The sequence below is a fragment of the Nitrospiraceae bacterium genome, assembly GCA_020632595.1.
GTDB lineage: Bacteria > Nitrospirota > Nitrospiria > Nitrospirales > UBA8639 > Nitrospira_E.
Genome location: JACKFF010000003.1, coordinates 344,173 through 361,610, shown reverse-complemented (window position 1 = coordinate 361,610; position 17,438 = coordinate 344,173). Strand labels below are relative to the sequence as shown.

Here is a 17,438-nt window from a genome sequence, read left to right as displayed (position 1 = left end):
CATGCCTTTCACTGATTTTTTATCGAACGTTTCATCTCGGCCTGTAGTGATTTTTTCCAACCCTTGATCTGTTTTGTGACTTGGGCTTTAGCAGTACCACCTATAATGTTTTTACTGTTAATCGCTGCTTCGGGAGTTAAAACTTGAAATGCTTTGGGATCAAAAGACGAGGAGGCGTTTTGTAAATCCTGTTGGGTGAGTTGCCCCAAATCCTTCCCTTTCGCTAAGCACTCTCGTACCAGACTTCCCACCACATGGTGGGATTCACGGAAAGGCATCCCCTTTTTAACCAAGTAGTCCGCCAACTCCGTGGCAAGCAGAAAACCCTGAGACACCGCTTCTTTCATAGGCTCAGGTTGTATCGTTAGTTGATTCAGGAGTTCCGCATAAATATTAACTGATATCGTCACGGTATCCAATGTGTCGAACAACGGTTCTTTGTCTTCCTGAAGGTCCCGATTGTAGCTGAGAGGCAATCCTTTTAAAGTGGTCAGGAGGCTGAGCAAGTGTCCATAGACCCGACCGGTTTTCCCCCGGATCAGTTCAGGGACGTCTGGATTTTTTTTCTGCGGCATCATGCTGCTGCCTGTACAAAATCCGTCGGGAAGATCTGTGAAGTGAAATTCTTGTGATGACCATAAAATAAGTTCTTCACTTAAACGGGAGAGGTGCATCATCACGATGGCGCAAGCGCTAAGCACCTCAATGACGTAATCTCGGTCAGACACGGCATCCAGGCTATTCTGGGTCACGCAAGGGAAATGTAATAAGGAAGCGGTATAGTGTCGGTCGATCGGGTAATTGTTTCCAGCTAACGCACCGGAACCTAACGGCATGACGTTAATTCGAACCAGGGCATCATGGAGACGCCCTTTGTCCCGCTCAACCATTTCCACATAGGCTAAGGCATGATGCGAAAAGAGAACCGGCTGGGCCCTCTGTAAATGTGTATAGCCCGGCATTATTACTCCCATATATCGCTCGGCGAGGGTCACGAGCGACTGTTGAAGTACACGAAGATCATTGCTCAGGTGTTGGATGGTATCTCTGAGGTAGAGTCGAAGATCAAGGGTGACTTGGTCATTTCGACTTCGGCCGGTGTGGAGTTTACCGCCAACTGGCCCAATCAGCTCGGTCAGGCGCCGTTCAATGCTCATGTGCACGTCTTCATCTTCGGTCTTCCATTGATGGCGGCCGGCGCGAATGTCCTCCCGAATGGTCAGGAGTCCTCGTATAATGCTTTGGCATTCTCGCTGCGGCAAGACCTTAGCCCGTTGTAACGTTTTGCAGTGGGCGATGCTACCTTCAATGTCGTATTCATACAGGCGGCGATCAACGTTGATCGAGGCGGTGAACGTTTCAACGAGTTGATGTGTTTGACCTTGAAATCGCCCTCCCCAGAGTTTTGAATCTCCGGGTGTTTGTGGCAGCTTTGTTTGAGGAGATGCTGAAGAATGGGATAGGGTTTTGAGGGAGGGTGCGCCGGTGCGTTTCTTCATAAAGGCGATCTTCCTAACCATTGAAGCAAAATAGCTTTTTGGATGTGTAGACGGTTTTCGGCTTGATCCAACACGACTGATTGTGGGCCGTCCAGGACGTCTTCGGTTATTTCCTCACCACGATGGGCCGGCAGGCAATGCATGAGGAGGGCATCCGGTTTTGCCTGTTGCATGAGTCTCCCGTTGACCTGATAAGGCGCCAGAGCTTCCATGCGTGGTTCCTGCTGGTGTTCCTGCCCCATGCTGATCCACACATCTGTATAAATCACATCAGCGTCCGTTGCAGCGATGTTAGGATCATGGGTGATTTCAATTCTGGCACCTGTTTGTTGGCCTTCTTTTTGCGCCGCCTCAACAATATGGGGATCAGGTTCATAGCCTTGTGGGCATCCTACGGTCACGTGCATACCCACTTTGGCCCCGATTTCGATAAGGGAGTGGGTGATATTGTTTCCATCTCCAATATATGCCAGCTTTAAGCCTTTCGCGTGGACCCTATGTTCGACAATGGTCAAAAGATCAGCTAAGGCCTGGCAGGGGTGACAATCGTCCGTTAATCCATTGATGACAGGAATCGAGGTATGTCGGGCCCATTCTTCCAGGGAGGTTTGGTTGAATGTCCTTACAACGAGTCCATCTAAGTAGCGCGTCAGGACTTTTGCTGTATCGGCTAAACTTTCTCCACGGCTCAATTGGATTTTTTCGGACGCCAGAAAAATGGCTTGTCCACCAAGTTGATTCATTCCGGCTTCGAAGGAAACCCTGGTCCGCGTAGAGGGCTTTTCAAAAATAAGCCCTAACGTTTTGCCCTTTAACGGAAAGGTGGTGCGCCCTTGTGTTCTGGCAGCCTTCATCTTTTGAGCAAGAGCAATCAAATGGTGAATCGTATTCCTGGGAATATCGGCCACCGTCAGCAAGTCTTTGGGAAGGTCCGTCCTCTTCTTGCGCTGTGCGGAAGAAGTGGATTTTCCGGTACGAGAAGACTGCCTTGGTGACGACATGATTTAACGATGCTTGGAAAGAACGTCAGAGAGGACGGACAGAAGCCGATCAATTTGTGCGTTACTGATGATTAAGGGAGGCACAAATCTGAGGACCTTTCCCATAGTGCAGTTAATTAGGACACGTCGGTCAAGGCATTCCAGGACGAGAGGTTTTCCGTCAATGGTTAATTCTAAGCCCTGGAGGAGGCCAATGCCGCGGGCCTCATGAATGCAGGAGAATTGCTCTTGCAGGGAGCTGAGTCCTTTGGCTAAATAGCGACCCGCAACCAGCCCATGTTCAAGTTTTCCGCCTTCAATGAGGAGTTCTATGACTTTTAAGGCTACCGCGCAGGCTAAGGGGTTGCCTCCGAACGTGGAGGCGTGCGTGCCTGGTTCAAATGCCGCTGCGACGTTGTCGGTAGCTAGGCAGGCCCCAATGGGGAGGCCGCCCCCCAAGCCTTTAGCCAATGTCATAATGTCGGGTTGAATTCCGAACTGCTCATAAGCAAACAACGTCCCCGTTCGACCCATTCCGGTTTGGACTTCATCGAAAATCAGAAGGATATGGTTCTCTGTGCAGAATTCTCGAAGTCCCTTCAAATAGGAAGGATGGGGAACCATTATCCCACCTTCAGCCTGAATGGGTTCTAACAGCACAGCTGCTGTCTGGGGAGTGATATTGGCTTTCAAGGCATCCAGATCATTGAATGGAGCGTATCGAAAACCAGGCACAAGCGGTCCGAACCCTTCTTGTAATTTTGGCTGGCCGGTTGCAGTGAGACTTGCCAAGGTTCGTCCATGAAAGGAATTCACCATGGTCAAAATTTCAAACCGTTCGGGACCAAAGGTGTTGTGTGCATACCTCCTGGCTAATTTTATAGCGGCCTCGTTAGCCTCTGTCCCGCTATTACAAAAGAACACTTTGTCCGCAAAGGACAGTTCCACCAGCTTTTGGGCTAGGCTGGTTTGGGGTTCGGTATAAAACAGGTTGGAGGTATGAATGAGTTGCCGGGCTTGTCGTGTGATGGTCTCCACAAGATCCGGTTGGGCATGACCTAGGATATTGACGGCAATCCCCGCGAGACAATCGAGATATTCCCGTCCTTCTGCATCATACACCAGACATCCATTTCCTCGAACAAGGGAAATGGGTAGGCGGGTATAGGTATTCATCAGAAATCTACCCGTATTTTGTTGAAGTTCACTTGTAATCATATTGTCAAAAACCCGCGTGAATGCAGGCGAATTTATCACACGACTTCTTAGGTGCGCAATAATGAGATGTGTGAGAGATTGGCCGGATAATAAAAAAACAGGAGAGGAGGCTCCGTCCGAGAGTCCAATCCAGGCCGGAGGAGCCTCTAAATGCTAAATGTCGTTACGGCTGGTTAGGAGCCTGGCGACGAAGATCATAGGCTAAGCCTAATTTGCTCAACGTCCATATAAGCCATTTGGATGGATCAAAATTATACCAGCGAACACCATTTCGATAGTCACTTTGATACATGTGATGATAGTTGTGATATCCCTCTCCAAATGTGAGTAATGATATCCACCAACTATCTCGGCTAGAATCAGATGTTCCATGGGGTTGATCACCCCAGATATGGCAAATGGAATTAATGAAGAATGTTGAATTTAGGACAAAGAAGGTACGTGCAAGCCCAGCCAGGAGGAAGCACCCGACACCCCCAATCCACCCATTGTACAAAAGCCCCACGACGAATGGGAGCACCAGTCCAGATAAAAGAATGGGAAGGTAATATTTGTCTTGCCACAAAATCAGAGGATCCTGCAAAAGCCGGGTGGCATATTTTGGATCACGATTGGGATCTTTCCAGAAAATCCAGCCACAATGACTGTGCCAAAAACCCAGGGTGGCGTTATAGGGATCTTCTTTCTGGTCGCACCGGGCATGGTGTCTAATATGGTCGCTGGCCCATCGTAGTGCTGAGTTTTCTAACGCCATACCGCCTGCGATTAAGAAAATGGCTTTGATCCAGTTTGGGCACTTAAAGCTCCTATGGGTAATTAACCGGTGATAGCCTACAGTAATGCCTAATCCTGTAAAGAGGTAAAGCATGACAAACATGGTCCAGTCCACCCAGGAGAAATCGTAAAAGTAGGCATACAATGGGAGCCCGACGATTGTGGTCAAGACAATTATCCCAAACAGAATCATTGTGGGGTAGTCTCGTTGTGGAGTTCCGGCTAAGGAGGGGTCTAACGTTCGTGACATAGCTGTCTAAGTCCTCTTATATCTCTAGTCACCTAAGAACATGTTCCCCATGCCTGGATGGGAAATTCAACGGTGATAGATTTGTTAGTGAAATTAAACCTTAGGATTGAAATCTCTTTTACATATACGAAAGTGGGTTGTTGAAACCGACTAACACGGGACTTGATTTTCCCGTGTAAAAGAGTGGTTTGAGAGATTAATGTACCAATTTAGTTGGGAAGAGGCAATACTATAGCAGCAATCAATCTTGATACCATTCATATGGACAGGATACCAGATTGTTTGAAAAAAGCTAGGGGGCCCTGTCAAGCCAAGGCCCCCTCAATACTAATGTCTGTGGTTATTTTTGAATTCGCAATCAATTTTGTAGAAACATTATCATCATTTGTTATGTTCCCTGTGAAGAGGTCACTGGGGAAAAATATCAAAACTACCATAAGGTAAATGTTAGTACTTGTAGCTGTCCTCTTTAAACGGTCCGTTGATTGGTACGTGAATATAATCAGCCTGTGTTTGAGTGAGTTTAGTGATAACCCCTCCAAAACCTCTGACCATATGGGCTGCCACCTCTTCGTCGAGATGCTTCGGTAACACCTGCACTGTAATTGGTCCATCTTTCTGGTCGGCGAATTTCCGCTCGTAGAGGTAAATTTGAGCGAGAACTTGATTGGCGAATGAACCATCCATGACTCGGGATGGATGCCCGGTCCCATTTCCCAAATTCACCAAGCGCCCTTCGGACAGCAAAATGAGGTGATCATTGCTGGCTTTGTCACGATAAACCGTATGTACCTGAGGTTTTACTTCTTCCCATTTCCAGTTCTTTCGCATGAAGGCAGTATCGATTTCATTGTCGAAGTGACCGATATTGCAAACGACCGCCCCGGATTTTAAGGATCGCAGGATGGCTGAATCGCAGACATTCAAGTTGCCGGTAGCTGTGACGACAATATCCGTGTTCTGGAGAAGGTCGGAGTTGGTGTCTTCGACTTTGCCTGTATTGATCCCACCTTTATAAGGAGAGACCACTTCATACCCATCCATGCAGGCTTGCATGGCACAGATGGGATCAATCTCTGAAATTTTGACAATCATGCCTTCCTGTCGGAGTGATTGAGCCGAGCCCTTCCCAACGTCGCCGTATCCAATCACGAGGGCCTTTTTTCCTGACAGGAGGTGATCAGTCGCGCGTTTAATCGCGTCATTTAAGCTGTGTCGGCAACCATACTTATTATCATTTTTTGACTTGGTGATTGAATCATTCACATTAATGGCTGGAACCTTTAGCGTGCCCTTTTTTAGCATTTCCTGCAGGCGATGAACCCCGGTGGTTGTTTCTTCAGTAATTCCATGAATTTGGTTTAACATGGCGGGGTATTTTTGGTGGAGCATCATTGTCAAGTCCCCACCGTCATCCAGAACCATGTTGGCATCCCACGGTTGGCCATCTTTTAAAATGGTTTGTTCTAGGCACCACTCATATTCTTGTTCTGTTTCACCCTTCCAGGCAAATACAGGAATTCCCTTTGCGGCGATGGCAGCCGCAGCATGATCCTGTGTTGAAAAGATATTACAGGAAGACCAGCGAACTTCAGCTCCCAGTTCGATGAGCGTTTCAATTAACACCCCGGTCTGAATAGTCATGTGAATGCAGCCAAGAATTTTGGCCCCTTTTAATGGTTGGGAGGCGTGATATTTCTCTCGAAGGGCCATCAATGCCGGCATTTCTGTTTCGGCAATACGTAATTCTTTTCGTCCCCAATCGGCTAGACGGATATCCGCAACTTTATAGTCAGTTGAGGCGGCTTTAGTCATCGTTGCAGTGCTCATAGAAGTTTCTTCCCCTTCTCAGGATGAGTGATTGAAGATACTGGGCATAAGAAGGGAGCCTTGAAAGCCCCCTTACTCAAAAGGCCTGGGCGCTTAAAAATTAAAGGCCTGCACCTTTTCGGAGTAAATTGGCGATGTCGGTTTTTTCCCAGGTGAATCCTGGTTCGTTTCGACCAAAATGTCCGTATGCTGCAGTTCTTTTGTAAATTGGGCGGCGCAACTTGAGATGCTCGATGATGCCTCTTGGAGTCAACGGAAAGTGCTTGATGATGAGCTTTTCAATCTGTTCAACGGACGCTTTTTCTGTCCCCTTTGTATCAACCAAAACAGAAACTGGTTCTGCAACTCCGATGGCATAGGCCAACTGCACTTCACATTTTTCCGCCAATTGGGCTGCAACGACATTTTTAGCAATATATCTGGCCATGTATGAGGCGGATCGGTCTACCTTGCTGGGGTCTTTTCCGGAAAAAGCTCCTCCTCCGTGACTGCCAACTCCGCCATAAGTGTCTACGATGATTTTTCGTCCAGTCAGTCCGGTGTCCCCCATGGGGCCACCAGTGACAAATCGTCCGGTGGGATTAATGTGAAATTTGATATTTTTTTGATTGAAAAATTTTTTAGGCATGACGGGAATAATTACTTTTTCCATCACATCTTTTTCGATTTTCTTTGAGGTGACCGCATCGCTGTGTTGCGTAGAAAGGACGATGGTGTCAATGCGAACGGGTTTCCCATTTTTATATTCAACCGTCACCTGTGACTTTCCGTCAGGTCGAACCCAGGGGAGAATATTCTTTTTTCGAACTTCTGCCAGTCTTCTGGTTAAACGGTGCGCAAGGATAATGGGCATGGGCATGAGTTCAGGGGTCTCATTCGAGGCATACCCGAACATTAACCCTTGATCGCCAGCGCCACCTGAATCCACACCCATGGCAATGTCGCCCGATTGGTTATGAATGGCCGTTAACACGGAGCAGGTACTGTAATCGAATCCCCATGTCGCATCGGTATATCCCACCTCACGAATCGTCTCACGAATAATTTCAGGAATTTCTACATACGCCCTGGTGGATATTTCTCCGGCCACAAAGGCGATTCCCGTAGTCAGAATGGTTTCACAGGCCACTCTGCAGTTCTTGTCTTTTGCAATGATTGCGTCAAGTATACCGTCGGAAATTTGATCGGCAATCTTATCCGGATGCCCTTCCGTAACCGATTCCGAGGTAAAGAGAAAATTGGTTTGTCTCATCAAGAGTTCCCCCTAACCAATTGCTTGAGCCCACATGCCCTGAGGCATGGTCTCAGTTGGTGAATAAAGCAAAGCACAAAACATTTAATTTAGCGCAATGAAACCTCTCTCCGCAATTTTTGTATTAGCCATAACCAAAAAACTTAAGATTTTCCTGTTTTCGTTCTATGGTTTCGGCTAAAGGTTAGTAAAACATAAAATTCCCCTAACGCAAAGTTCTCATCAAGATAATTAAAAAAGTGAGATGGACTAATGAATGGCTTCCCCCATTCGATTAACTGCCTGGAGCCCAGGCCGTCGGCAACTCCGCAGGGAGGATTAGATGGTGGCATTGGTTGGCATCTTTGGCAATGCGAGGCTATTTTGTCGGATTATTTAAGTTCTGCGGCGCTTTTTCTTAACCGAGTTAAGTAGGGGAGCGTTTAGTGAGAGCTAGTGTAGTGTTACATATATGGCTATACAACTGACAGGGAAGCATGGTACTGTTGCGGCATGTTTACCGCCGCGACAGCCCTCCCGTGTGACGCTAAGCAAAAGAAGCGTTTGGAAGATCTTGTCCGGGCAGGAAAAACCCCGCAGAAGGTGGCGTTGCGAGCGAAGATCGTTTTACTTGCCGCCCGTGGACTGTCGAACAACCGGATTGCCAAAGAGATGCAGACGACTCGCCCCACCGTGTTATTGTGGCGCACGCGATTTGAGCGGTTTGGTTATCCGGGACTCCTGAAAGATTGGCAACGGCCCGGACGCAAACCGAAGATTTCGGAGGAAACTGTGCGCGAAGTGATCGAGCTCACCTTGCATCGTCAACCGAAAGGAGCGACCCATTGGAGTACGCGCACGTTGGCGAAGCAAACCGGGCTGTCGCATGTCGCGATCCAACGCATCTGGAAACACCATGGCCTGCAGCCCCATCGGGTGGAGACGTTCAAAATCTCCACAGACGACCGGTTTGTCGAAAAGATTCGGGATATTGTTGGGTTATATCTGAAGCCACCCGAACGGGCCCTGGTGCTGTCCGTGGATGAAAAAAGTCAAATCCAAGCCCTGGATCGTACGCAGCCGGGCTTGCCTATGAAACGGGGACGCTGCGGCACGATGACGCATGATTATAAACGACATGGGACGACGACCCTTTTTGCCGCCCTCAATATGCTTGATGGCACGGTCATCGGGGAGTGTTTACCCCGCCACCGGAGTCAAGAGTTTATCAGGTTTCTGAAGACCATCGACCATGCCACGCCTCCTGCGCTGGATCTGCATCTCATCGTGGACAATTACAGCACCCATAAAAGTCCAGCTGTGCAACGCTGGCTCAAGCGACATCCGCGCGTGCACTTCCATTTCACTCCCACGAGCGCGTCGTGGCTGAATATGGTTGAGCGGTGGTTTCGAGAGCTGACGCAACGCCGGCTTCGACGCGGGGTGTTCAAAAGCGTGCCAGACCTCATTGCCGCCATTGAAGACTTTCTGCGCCATCATAATGAGAACCCCAAAATTTTCACCTGGCATAAGGATGCAGACACGATCCTTGCCAAGATCAAGCATTGTAAAGAAGCGTTAGTTACATAACACTAGGTAAGCCCCAACGACTTGTCCTGTAATCTAAGGGCTATCTACCATTAAATGGTGAGTGCTTTGACTTGCTTACCATGAATTTGTAGCGGATAGGGAAAATGCTAACATGAGGCATTCAATGCATTTGATAAATATGGGATTTTTTATATTTCACTCGGGTCAAGGTGGAAATGGTCGTTGGGTTGCGTACCTAGAATTCCCAGTGGTAAGATCCGCTCTTATTTCATGTGAAAAAACATCTGTTTATAAAAATTTCCCGGCGATTGAGACGAGGGCCTGGTGCCGCTTTTTTTTGGCGGAAATCTGTAAGGAGGCTTGTTGATGTACAAAACAATATATGTCCCGGTTGATAATTCAGACCATTCGAATATGGCTGTGGAACTGGGAGTGCAGTTTGCGAAAATTTTCGGATCGAAAATTGTGGGAAGCCATGTATATGCGGCCAAGATGCATGATAAGCGGTTTAAACAAATGGAGGCAGGTCTTCCCGAGGAATATCACGATGAAAAAGAGTTAGATCGCCAACGCCAGATCCATGATTCCCTTATCACCCGAGGCTTGCAAATCATTACAGATTCGTATTTGGATTTTGTCGACCAGAAATGTGCGGAAGCAAACATTCCTTTGGAGCGACGTTCACTTGAGGGGCGAAACTGGAAAGCAATCGCGGAAGATATCACAAAAAATGGGTATGACTTGACCATTATGGGAGCCTTGGGAGTTGGTGCGGTGAAGGATTCTTTGATCGGGAGCAACACGGAACGCGTGATCCGTCGAATTCGTAATTCGGACATGTTCATTGTGAAAAATACCAAACCCATGAATGGTGGGAAAATTGTAGTAGCTGTGGATGGGAGCCATTACTCCTTTGGCGGACTGAAGACCGCGCTCGCCTTGGGAAAGGCTCTTAATAAGCCGGTAGAGGCGATATCAGCATTCGATCCCTATTTCCATTATGCGGCGTTTCACAGTATTTCCGGTGTCTTGAATGAAGAGGCTGGGAAGGTGTTTCGATTTAAGGAGCAGGAAAAGCTTCACGAGGAAGTCATCGACAGCGGGCTCGCGAAAATTTACCAGTCTCATCTGGATGTCTCTCGCGATGTCGCACAGGATGAGGGCGAAGATATTAAGACCACTCTGCTTGACGGAAAAGCGTTTGAGAAAATCATTCAGTACGTTCGAAAAGAGCAGCCATGGCTGCTTATCGTTGGACGGATTGGGGTGCATAGCGATGATGATATGGATATTGGCAGCAATGCTGAAAATCTTTTGCGTTCAGCTCCCTGTAATATATTAATATCCAATAAGAAGTTTGTTCCTCCGATTGACACCCAGGCCGAATATACGATTGCCTGGACGGAAGAAGCCTTAAGACGGATGGAGAAGATCCCGGTCTTTGCACGGGGAGTGGCAAAAACTGCGATCCATCGATATGCCATCGAAAAGGGGCATACCATCATCAGTAATTCAGTCATTGATGATGCGGTTGGGGATATTTTACCCAAGGGTGCGATGGACGCTATGAAAACGCTGGGTGGTACTCTCGATGCGGCCGGAGTCGATCGCAATACTATGCAGGCAGGCAATGAAGTTGCCCAGGACCTAATGGGCTCAACATTGAGCGGTATGATGTCCAAGGTCGTGGAGGAAGTTCCAGCGGAGGCATCTGAGCCAATGAGCCCGGGAAATAAATCGTATCTGTCTCGAATGTCGAGAGACTATTATGTCTGTGGTGGGTGTGGATATATTGGGAAAGGCGACCATCCGGTGATGTGTCCTGTCTGTGGTTTGGATGGAGCACAATTTAAACAAGTCGATAAATCTATTTTTGATGCAGCTGCCAAAGCGGAAGGTGGCTTGGAAACGCAAGTGGCATATGACGATATCCCTATGCAGTGGACGAAAGATGCTCGTGAAGCAATTCGAGCCGTTCCAGCCGGTTTCCAGCGGCGACGGGCAAAAGCAAAAATCGAAAAAACTGCCAGGAAACTTGGAATGACGACGATTACCTTGGAATATTCAGGCGCGATGATTCAGGAAGCGGCAAGCGAAGACTACACACCAATTTTCGCCAATAAAACGGCTGGGGAGACGGCAACTATGGTCTCTGAATCTAATAAGGAAAGTGCTGGCGACACTAATGGAGCTGACCCGTATATATGGGAGCCCGATGCCCTTCAACGATTAGAAAGAGCTCCTGCTGGATTTATGCGGGATTGTACTAAAGCGTTAATTATTAAGCATGCTGAAAAAATTGGGACCACAACCATAACTCTGGATGTGGCGAACCAGGGCATTGAGCAAGCTAAAACCACTATGGAAGAAGCCATGAAAACAGGCAACGTCAAGGACATCGTGGCCAAGTTAACCGGCGCGGGGGCTCCCTCTGAGGCTCAATCCGGAGCCAGCCACAATGGGTAAGGCACTCCCTGTCATCAGTTCATTCTTTAATACGCTGAGCTCGTTAGGGTCCAGCGCAGTAACGAAGTTTGAGAACTTTCGTCCAGAGTCCGGAGGACCTGGAGACGGCCGAACTGTGGATGATTTTAAGCCCTACCTGGTGGCTCTCAATTTAACCAAGCGATGCAATCTCAAGTGCGAACATTGTTACCTGGATGCCACGACAAAAATGGGTGGCGGGCATGATGAATTGACGACAGAGGAATGTTTCCGTCTTATTGATCAGATTGCCAAAGTCAATGCCGGAAGCCTCCTTGTCATTACCGGAGGCGAGCCGTTGGTCCGTCCCGATATTCTTGAAATCGCTCGCCATGCAGTTGAGCAGCGATTTATGGTCGTATTCGGCACGAATGGAATGCTGATTGACGACAAGATGGCGAAAGCCATGGTAGACATTGGTGTGATGGGCGTAGGAATTAGTATTGATTCCCTGGATTCAGCAACACACAATGCCTTTAGAGGTTTACCTGGTGCGTGGGAAGGGGCTATGGCTGGTATTGAAGCCTGCAAACGAAATGGGCTTCAATTCCAAGTACATTTCAGTGCACAGCCCATGAACTACAAAGAATTGCCAGCCGTTATCGATTGGTCGCACAATTTGGGGGCCAAAGTCTTAAATGTCTTTTTCATGGTGTGCACAGGACGAGGTGAAGAGCTCACCGACATTACTCCTTCACAATATGAAGAGGTCTTGAGCTATTTGGTGGAGAGCCAAGATAAATACCAGGACATGTTGGTCCGGGCGCGTTGTGCACCACATTTCAAACGCCTGGCCTATGAAAAGGACCCAAATTCTCCCATCACCAAAGCCCAAGGATACATGGGAGGTGGATGTCTGGCGGGGACTAACTATGCGCGGGTGACGCCCAACGGTGACCTCACGCCTTGCCCATATATGCCCTTGTCTGCAGGAAACATCCGCCAGACAAGCTTTGTCGATTTATGGGAAAATTCCCAAGTTTTCAATGCATTTCGTTATCCACATCTTAAGGGAAAATGTGGAGATTGCGAATACAGTGAAATTTGCGGCGGGTGTCGTGCTCGTCCCTACGTGGACCACGGGGATGCGATGGATGAGGATGAATGGTGTCTATACACTCCCAAAGGGGGAGAAAAAATAAAAGTGGCTTTTAATGTGCCGGAAGTCTCGTCTGTGGAATGGGAAGCTGCTGCGGAAGAACGGCTCAATCGCATCCCCTACTTTCTACGGGCGATGGTTAAAAAAGGCGTCGAGCGTCATGCTGCCGAACAAGGCCTTCCAACTGTGACGATTGAATTAATGGAAGAACTTCGGAAGCGTCGGTTCGGGAATGAAAAACCTGTGTTTAAGTTCTGATGGAATCCCTCCTCGGAGTTCTCACCGACCTTAATCAGATAATCCCCATCCTGGTGCATTGGTTGCATCTTCTGTCTGCCGTGGTGTGGATTGGAGGGCTGGCCTTTCTTGTGATGGCTGTGACGCCCAGTCTTAAAACCGCTGTCCCGAAACAATTTATCCGACCAATATCTGAAACCTTCTATCGGCAATATAAACGAGTGGTCGGGATTCTTTTGGTGGTCATCCTTTTCACCGGAGGAGTTAATCTCCATTATGTGAGTGAGGGGATGGTGATGCAGTCTGGGGAAAATGTCGCCCATCATGCAAAATACCTCACAGTCTTTTTCATTAAATTGGCATTGGTGTTGGGAATTCTGACCATTTTTCTGTACACCATAATCTTTAAAAATGAACCTACGGGTGGTGAGACAACCGAGGAATTGGAAGAGATGGCCGTAGAGCCGGTGCCATTTCAACGCATAGCATTGTGGATGGGGGTATTCATCATTCTTTGTGCGGCAGCGATGAAACATCTCCATGTGTAACTCATTGGTTTTCATCGAATTTTGCCTGGTGTAGTTTTCCTACCTTTTGTCCTACTTCATTCTTCTGAACCCTTTCATGAATTGAGCTCATCAGTGGAAATGGCTGGTGGATCAGGAAAATGTCTAACATTTTCGTATACCCGTCATAGTTGTTACCCGATTGCTGAATAATTCGCAGGGATTCATTTCCCATAAACCAATCGAAATGCAGAAAAGATTCTCCTCGATAAATTTCCTTGTGGCTGAGCTACATTCTTTGTCTAAATAAAGCTTTATCCGCCGACAGTTGACTGGGGGGCTTTATTCAGGCTATCACTGACGCGGTTCCTTCGATTCATCGTCTTGTTGAGCTGGTAGACGACCTGACGCCTGAAACTTAAATTTCCTACCAGTTTAATTACCCTAATTCAGTTACTTGCTGTCCAATGGCTCGATATTCTCATTCTCGTACCACTCGCTCCCGTACCAGACCATCTCTTGATTCGTCACTATGTTCGTCGGATTTGCCTGTCGAAGTTCACTTGGAACCATCCCCACATAGACCCTTGGTAGCCCTTGTGGGACGGCCGAATGTAGGCAAATCCACCCTATTCAATCGGATTGTCGGCCATCGTACGGCAATTGTCGATGATGTTTCCGGAGTCACTCGGGATAGAAACACGGCAGAGTGCGATTATCAAAATCGGATATTCACACTGGTCGACACCGGAGGGCTGGATCTCACCTCCGACGATGTCATCGTGGAGCAGATCAAATTTCAAACCCAAGCGGCCATCGAGGAAGCGGATTTGGTCATTGCTGTCATGGATGGCCGGGTGGGCTTGTCTCCGTTGGATGCCGATCTTGTTGAGCTGTTGCGACCGGTGACGAAGCCGGTTTTTCTGGCGGTCAACAAGATCGATACCCCTCAGGCTGAACCCCTCTTGGCCGATTTCTACAAATTGGGGATAAAAACGATTTTCCCGATTTCAGCTGAGGGAGGATTAGGGGTGGATGAACTCCTGGAAGCTCTTTTGCCCCATCTTCCCCAAGCCCCGGAAAATGAAGTTCCAAATGAGATACCAAGGATCGCGGTGGTAGGCCGACCCAATGTAGGGAAATCGACGTTGGTCAATGCCATTCTCGGGGAACAACGACTCATTGTGAGTGATATTCCAGGAACGACCCGCGATCCGATTGATTCAATGGTCAGTCTTCATGGACGACGGTATATCTTTACGGATACGGCAGGGCTCCGGCGAAGGGGGCGGATCGAGCGCGGGATTGAAGGCTATAGTGTCGTACGAGCCATTCGAGCGTTGGGACGATCTGATGTTGCCGTGCTGGTTTTGGATGGGTTGGAAGGAGTCACAGAACAAGATACGAAAATTGCTGGCTTAATCAGTAAACAAGGGCGAGGTTGTATCATTCTTGTGAATAAATGGGACCTGAGGGAAGGGGATCGTGAGGCGTATCCCGCCTACAATCTTGAATTAGCCCGGCGATTTCCCTTTTTTACCTATGTGCCGGTTGTCTATGGTGCCGCAATTCAACCGGAAACGCTCACGCGGCTTTTCCCTAAAATTGATCAGGTCGTGGCCAATTTTTCCAAACGCGTTCAAACCCGTAAGCTGAATCTATTTGTTCAGGAACTCCTCGAAAAAAATCCCCTGACATTAGTCAGGGGCAATCCGAAAAAATCCGTATTTATCACTCAGGTGGCTACCAAACCTCCTACCTTTGCCCTCTTTGTCAAATCCGCACCCAAAGTCCCAGCCTCCTACCTGCGTTATCTTGAAAACTCCATCAGGACGGAATATGGTTTTGAGGGAATTCCCCTTCGAATATTGTTGCGCAGTCAGTAAAGAGTTTTTGCAACTGCCAGGATTCCTGTCTAAAATATCGCCTGGTGGGGATAGGTGTCCTGATTCTTTTGAACGGTCTGATTATCTCAGTTTTGGGGGCCTTCTATGAGTCAGGGGCGGTTGGCGCCCAACCAGGAGGGGAGCAGGGGCGAGACCTCTATCGTATTCATTGTCTGGAATGTCATGGGGCGGAAGGAAGGGCAGATGGGCCACGGGCGGCCCTGTTAGCCCCACGCCCAGGAAATTTAGTTTCGGCAGCCACCTCAGCCAAAACGGATGCTGAATTGTTCGAGATTATTGCTGAGGGGGTTCTCCGGACAGCCATGAGTGGCTGGAGTCATCAATTGTCGGCTGATGAGCGGCGCAATATTCTCGCCTACATCCGAACCCTCGTGCATTTCCAAGACCTACCTTCAGTTCAGATACTTTCTTCTGGACCTTAGCTTGTTTTTGGCTGGAATCGGGTTTTGGGTTTTTCTGATCGCATCCCACTCAAGTGATCGAAATAGTGGACGAAGGCTTGTATTCCCCCTGAAGCTTGTCTCCAATCGAAATATTCATTGGGTGCATGATACCCATGTTCAGGCAGACTGAGACCCATAAACAGAATCGGGACCTTCCATGCCCGTTGTAACACCGCAATGGCCCCGATCGATCCACCTTCCCGTACAAACACCGGGCGGCGTCCAAAAGCCTGTGCTACCGACTCTTGTAATGCCTCTGCATAAGGGCCATCGGAAATTCCACGATAGGGTTCCAGTTCCCCATCATTAATCACCTCAATATCAGGATTGCGAGTACGGAGGTGTTTTTTCAGGAGGCGGAAAATTTTTGCAGGATGTTGGTTGGGAACTAATCGCATACTCACTTTAAGTTCACCCCAGGCGGGCACGATGGTTTTGACGCCTGGGCCCATATGCCCACCCGTTAACCCATGAACTTCAAATGTGGGAGAGGCCCAGATTCGTTTGAGTAAATCCTGAGGATCGGATGTTCGCAGGGATCGCAGTTGATAGGCTTCTTTAAAAAGCCGAACTTGAAATCCTGATGCCAGAAAATTTTTGAGTTCGGTTCGGGTGGGCGGGACGACGTCATCGTAGAACCCCGGTATTTTCACCCGGCCCGTTTTTGCATCCACGCAGGAATAGGCGGCTTCACATAATTCCGCCAGGGGGTTGCGCGCCCCGCCGCCCGTGAGACCGGAATGAATATCGGTTTCTCCTGTGCGAAGCCCCAACTTGGCCACTAACAAACCGCGAAGTCCACAGGAGAGGGCGGGGCGATCCTTCGATACCCAAATTGTATCAGACACCAGAACCGAATCGGACGCAGGGACCGCTTTACGGTCCTGAAGGACCTCTGAAAAATTCGGGCTGGCAATTTCTTCTTCCAATTCCCAGAGGACCCGGATGTTCAGGGGGATACCGGCTTCTCTGGCAAATTTTGCAGCAAAGAGGGCGGTTAATGCCGGGCCTTTATCGTCTGTCGCTCCACGTCCACAGTACCGATCACCATCTGTATGAAAGGCAAAGGGAGGCTGCCGCCATTCGGGTTCCTTCGCAGGTTGGACGTCTAAATGATTGTAAATGGTCAGGCTGGGGTATTGGCGCCCGGCCATCCATTCTCCGGACACGCTGGGAAAACCACTGGTATTCACAATAGAGGACTTGGCTCCAAATTGTTCCAGATACTGAACGGCTAACTGCGCCATCCGGTGCATATCGGGGACATGTTCAGGGTCTGAACTCACTGATGGTATTTCCACCATTTGACCCAGGAGGTCTTCAAAGCTGGCGCGGTGATCTTGAATGTAGGTGTGTAATTGGGACTGATAGTCACTCATGAGATCACGATTCCTTTTTGTAGTTGAGCTGGGAATTCCAGCCTGGAAAC

The 17,438-nt window shown here is 48.6% G+C and carries 13 protein-coding genes; 6 read left to right on the top strand and 7 right to left on the bottom strand.

Annotated features, from left to right (window positions below):
- Positions 1 to 8 precede the first annotated feature (8 nt).
- The 6 genes from argH to H6750_09070 all read right to left on the bottom strand — a co-directional run bounded on the left by argH (position 9) and on the right by H6750_09070 (position 7,803).
- Positions 9 to 1,499 (bottom strand): argininosuccinate lyase, encoded by a 1,491-nt coding sequence (argH, locus tag H6750_09095; GenBank protein MCB9774465.1) that lies wholly within the window; start codon positions 1,497 to 1,499, stop codon positions 9 to 11.
- Positions 1,496 to 2,500 carry an ornithine carbamoyltransferase gene (argF, locus tag H6750_09090; protein ID MCB9774464.1) on the bottom strand — a complete coding sequence of 335 codons (1,005 nt, stop codon included), beginning with the start codon at positions 2,498 to 2,500 and terminating at the stop codon, positions 1,496 to 1,498. Before argF ends, argH begins: the two co-directional genes overlap by 4 nt.
- A gap of 3 nt (positions 2,501 to 2,503) precedes the next feature.
- A complete protein-coding gene (locus H6750_09085) occupies positions 2,504 to 3,697 on the bottom strand; it encodes an aspartate aminotransferase family protein (GenBank protein MCB9774463.1) in 1,194 nt (397 codons plus the stop codon).
- A 163-nt stretch (positions 3,698 to 3,860) separates the two neighbouring features.
- Positions 3,861 to 4,721, bottom strand: a complete 861-nt coding sequence (locus H6750_09080) for an acyl-CoA desaturase (protein ID MCB9774462.1) — start codon at positions 4,719 to 4,721, stop codon at positions 3,861 to 3,863.
- Between the two features lie 447 nt (positions 4,722 to 5,168).
- Positions 5,169 to 6,536 (bottom strand): adenosylhomocysteinase, encoded by a 1,368-nt coding sequence (locus tag H6750_09075; protein MCB9774461.1) that lies wholly within the window; start codon positions 6,534 to 6,536, stop codon positions 5,169 to 5,171.
- 115 nt (positions 6,537 to 6,651) lie between these two features.
- Positions 6,652 to 7,803: a methionine adenosyltransferase gene (locus tag H6750_09070; GenBank protein MCB9774460.1), complete on the bottom strand. Its 1,152-nt coding sequence runs from the start codon at positions 7,801 to 7,803 to the stop codon at positions 6,652 to 6,654.
- 492 nt (positions 7,804 to 8,295) lie between these two features.
- Between H6750_09070 and H6750_09065 the strand changes: the two genes are divergently transcribed.
- The 6 genes from H6750_09065 to H6750_09040 all read left to right on the top strand — a co-directional run bounded on the left by H6750_09065 (position 8,296) and on the right by H6750_09040 (position 15,988).
- Positions 8,296 to 9,372: an IS630 family transposase gene (locus tag H6750_09065; protein MCB9774459.1), complete on the top strand. Its 1,077-nt coding sequence runs from the start codon at positions 8,296 to 8,298 to the stop codon at positions 9,370 to 9,372.
- Between the two features lie 327 nt (positions 9,373 to 9,699).
- Positions 9,700 to 11,799, top strand: coding sequence for a universal stress protein (locus tag H6750_09060; protein MCB9774458.1), 2,100 nt, complete (start codon positions 9,700 to 9,702; stop codon positions 11,797 to 11,799).
- A complete protein-coding gene (locus tag H6750_09055; GenBank protein ID MCB9774457.1) occupies positions 11,792 to 13,174 on the top strand; it encodes a radical SAM protein in 1,383 nt (460 codons plus the stop codon). Before H6750_09060 ends, H6750_09055 begins: the two co-directional genes overlap by 8 nt.
- Entirely contained in the window at positions 13,174 to 13,701 is a 528-nt protein-coding gene (locus H6750_09050) for a hypothetical protein (GenBank protein MCB9774456.1), read from the top strand. Before H6750_09055 ends, H6750_09050 begins: the two co-directional genes overlap by 1 nt.
- A gap of 425 nt (positions 13,702 to 14,126) precedes the next feature.
- Positions 14,127 to 15,545, top strand: a complete 1,419-nt coding sequence (gene der, locus H6750_09045; protein MCB9774455.1) for a ribosome biogenesis GTPase Der — start codon at positions 14,127 to 14,129, stop codon at positions 15,543 to 15,545.
- A gap of 68 nt (positions 15,546 to 15,613) precedes the next feature.
- A complete protein-coding gene (locus H6750_09040) occupies positions 15,614 to 15,988 on the top strand; it encodes a cytochrome c (GenBank protein MCB9774454.1) in 375 nt (124 codons plus the stop codon).
- Here the strand turns inward: H6750_09040 and H6750_09035 are convergent.
- On the bottom strand, positions 15,985 to 17,388 hold the full coding sequence (locus tag H6750_09035) for a M20/M25/M40 family metallo-hydrolase (protein ID MCB9774453.1): 1,404 nt from the start codon (positions 17,386 to 17,388) through the stop codon (positions 15,985 to 15,987). The two genes, H6750_09040 and H6750_09035, sit on opposite strands and share 4 nt — an antisense overlap.
- Positions 17,389 to 17,438: the final 50 nt, after the last annotated feature.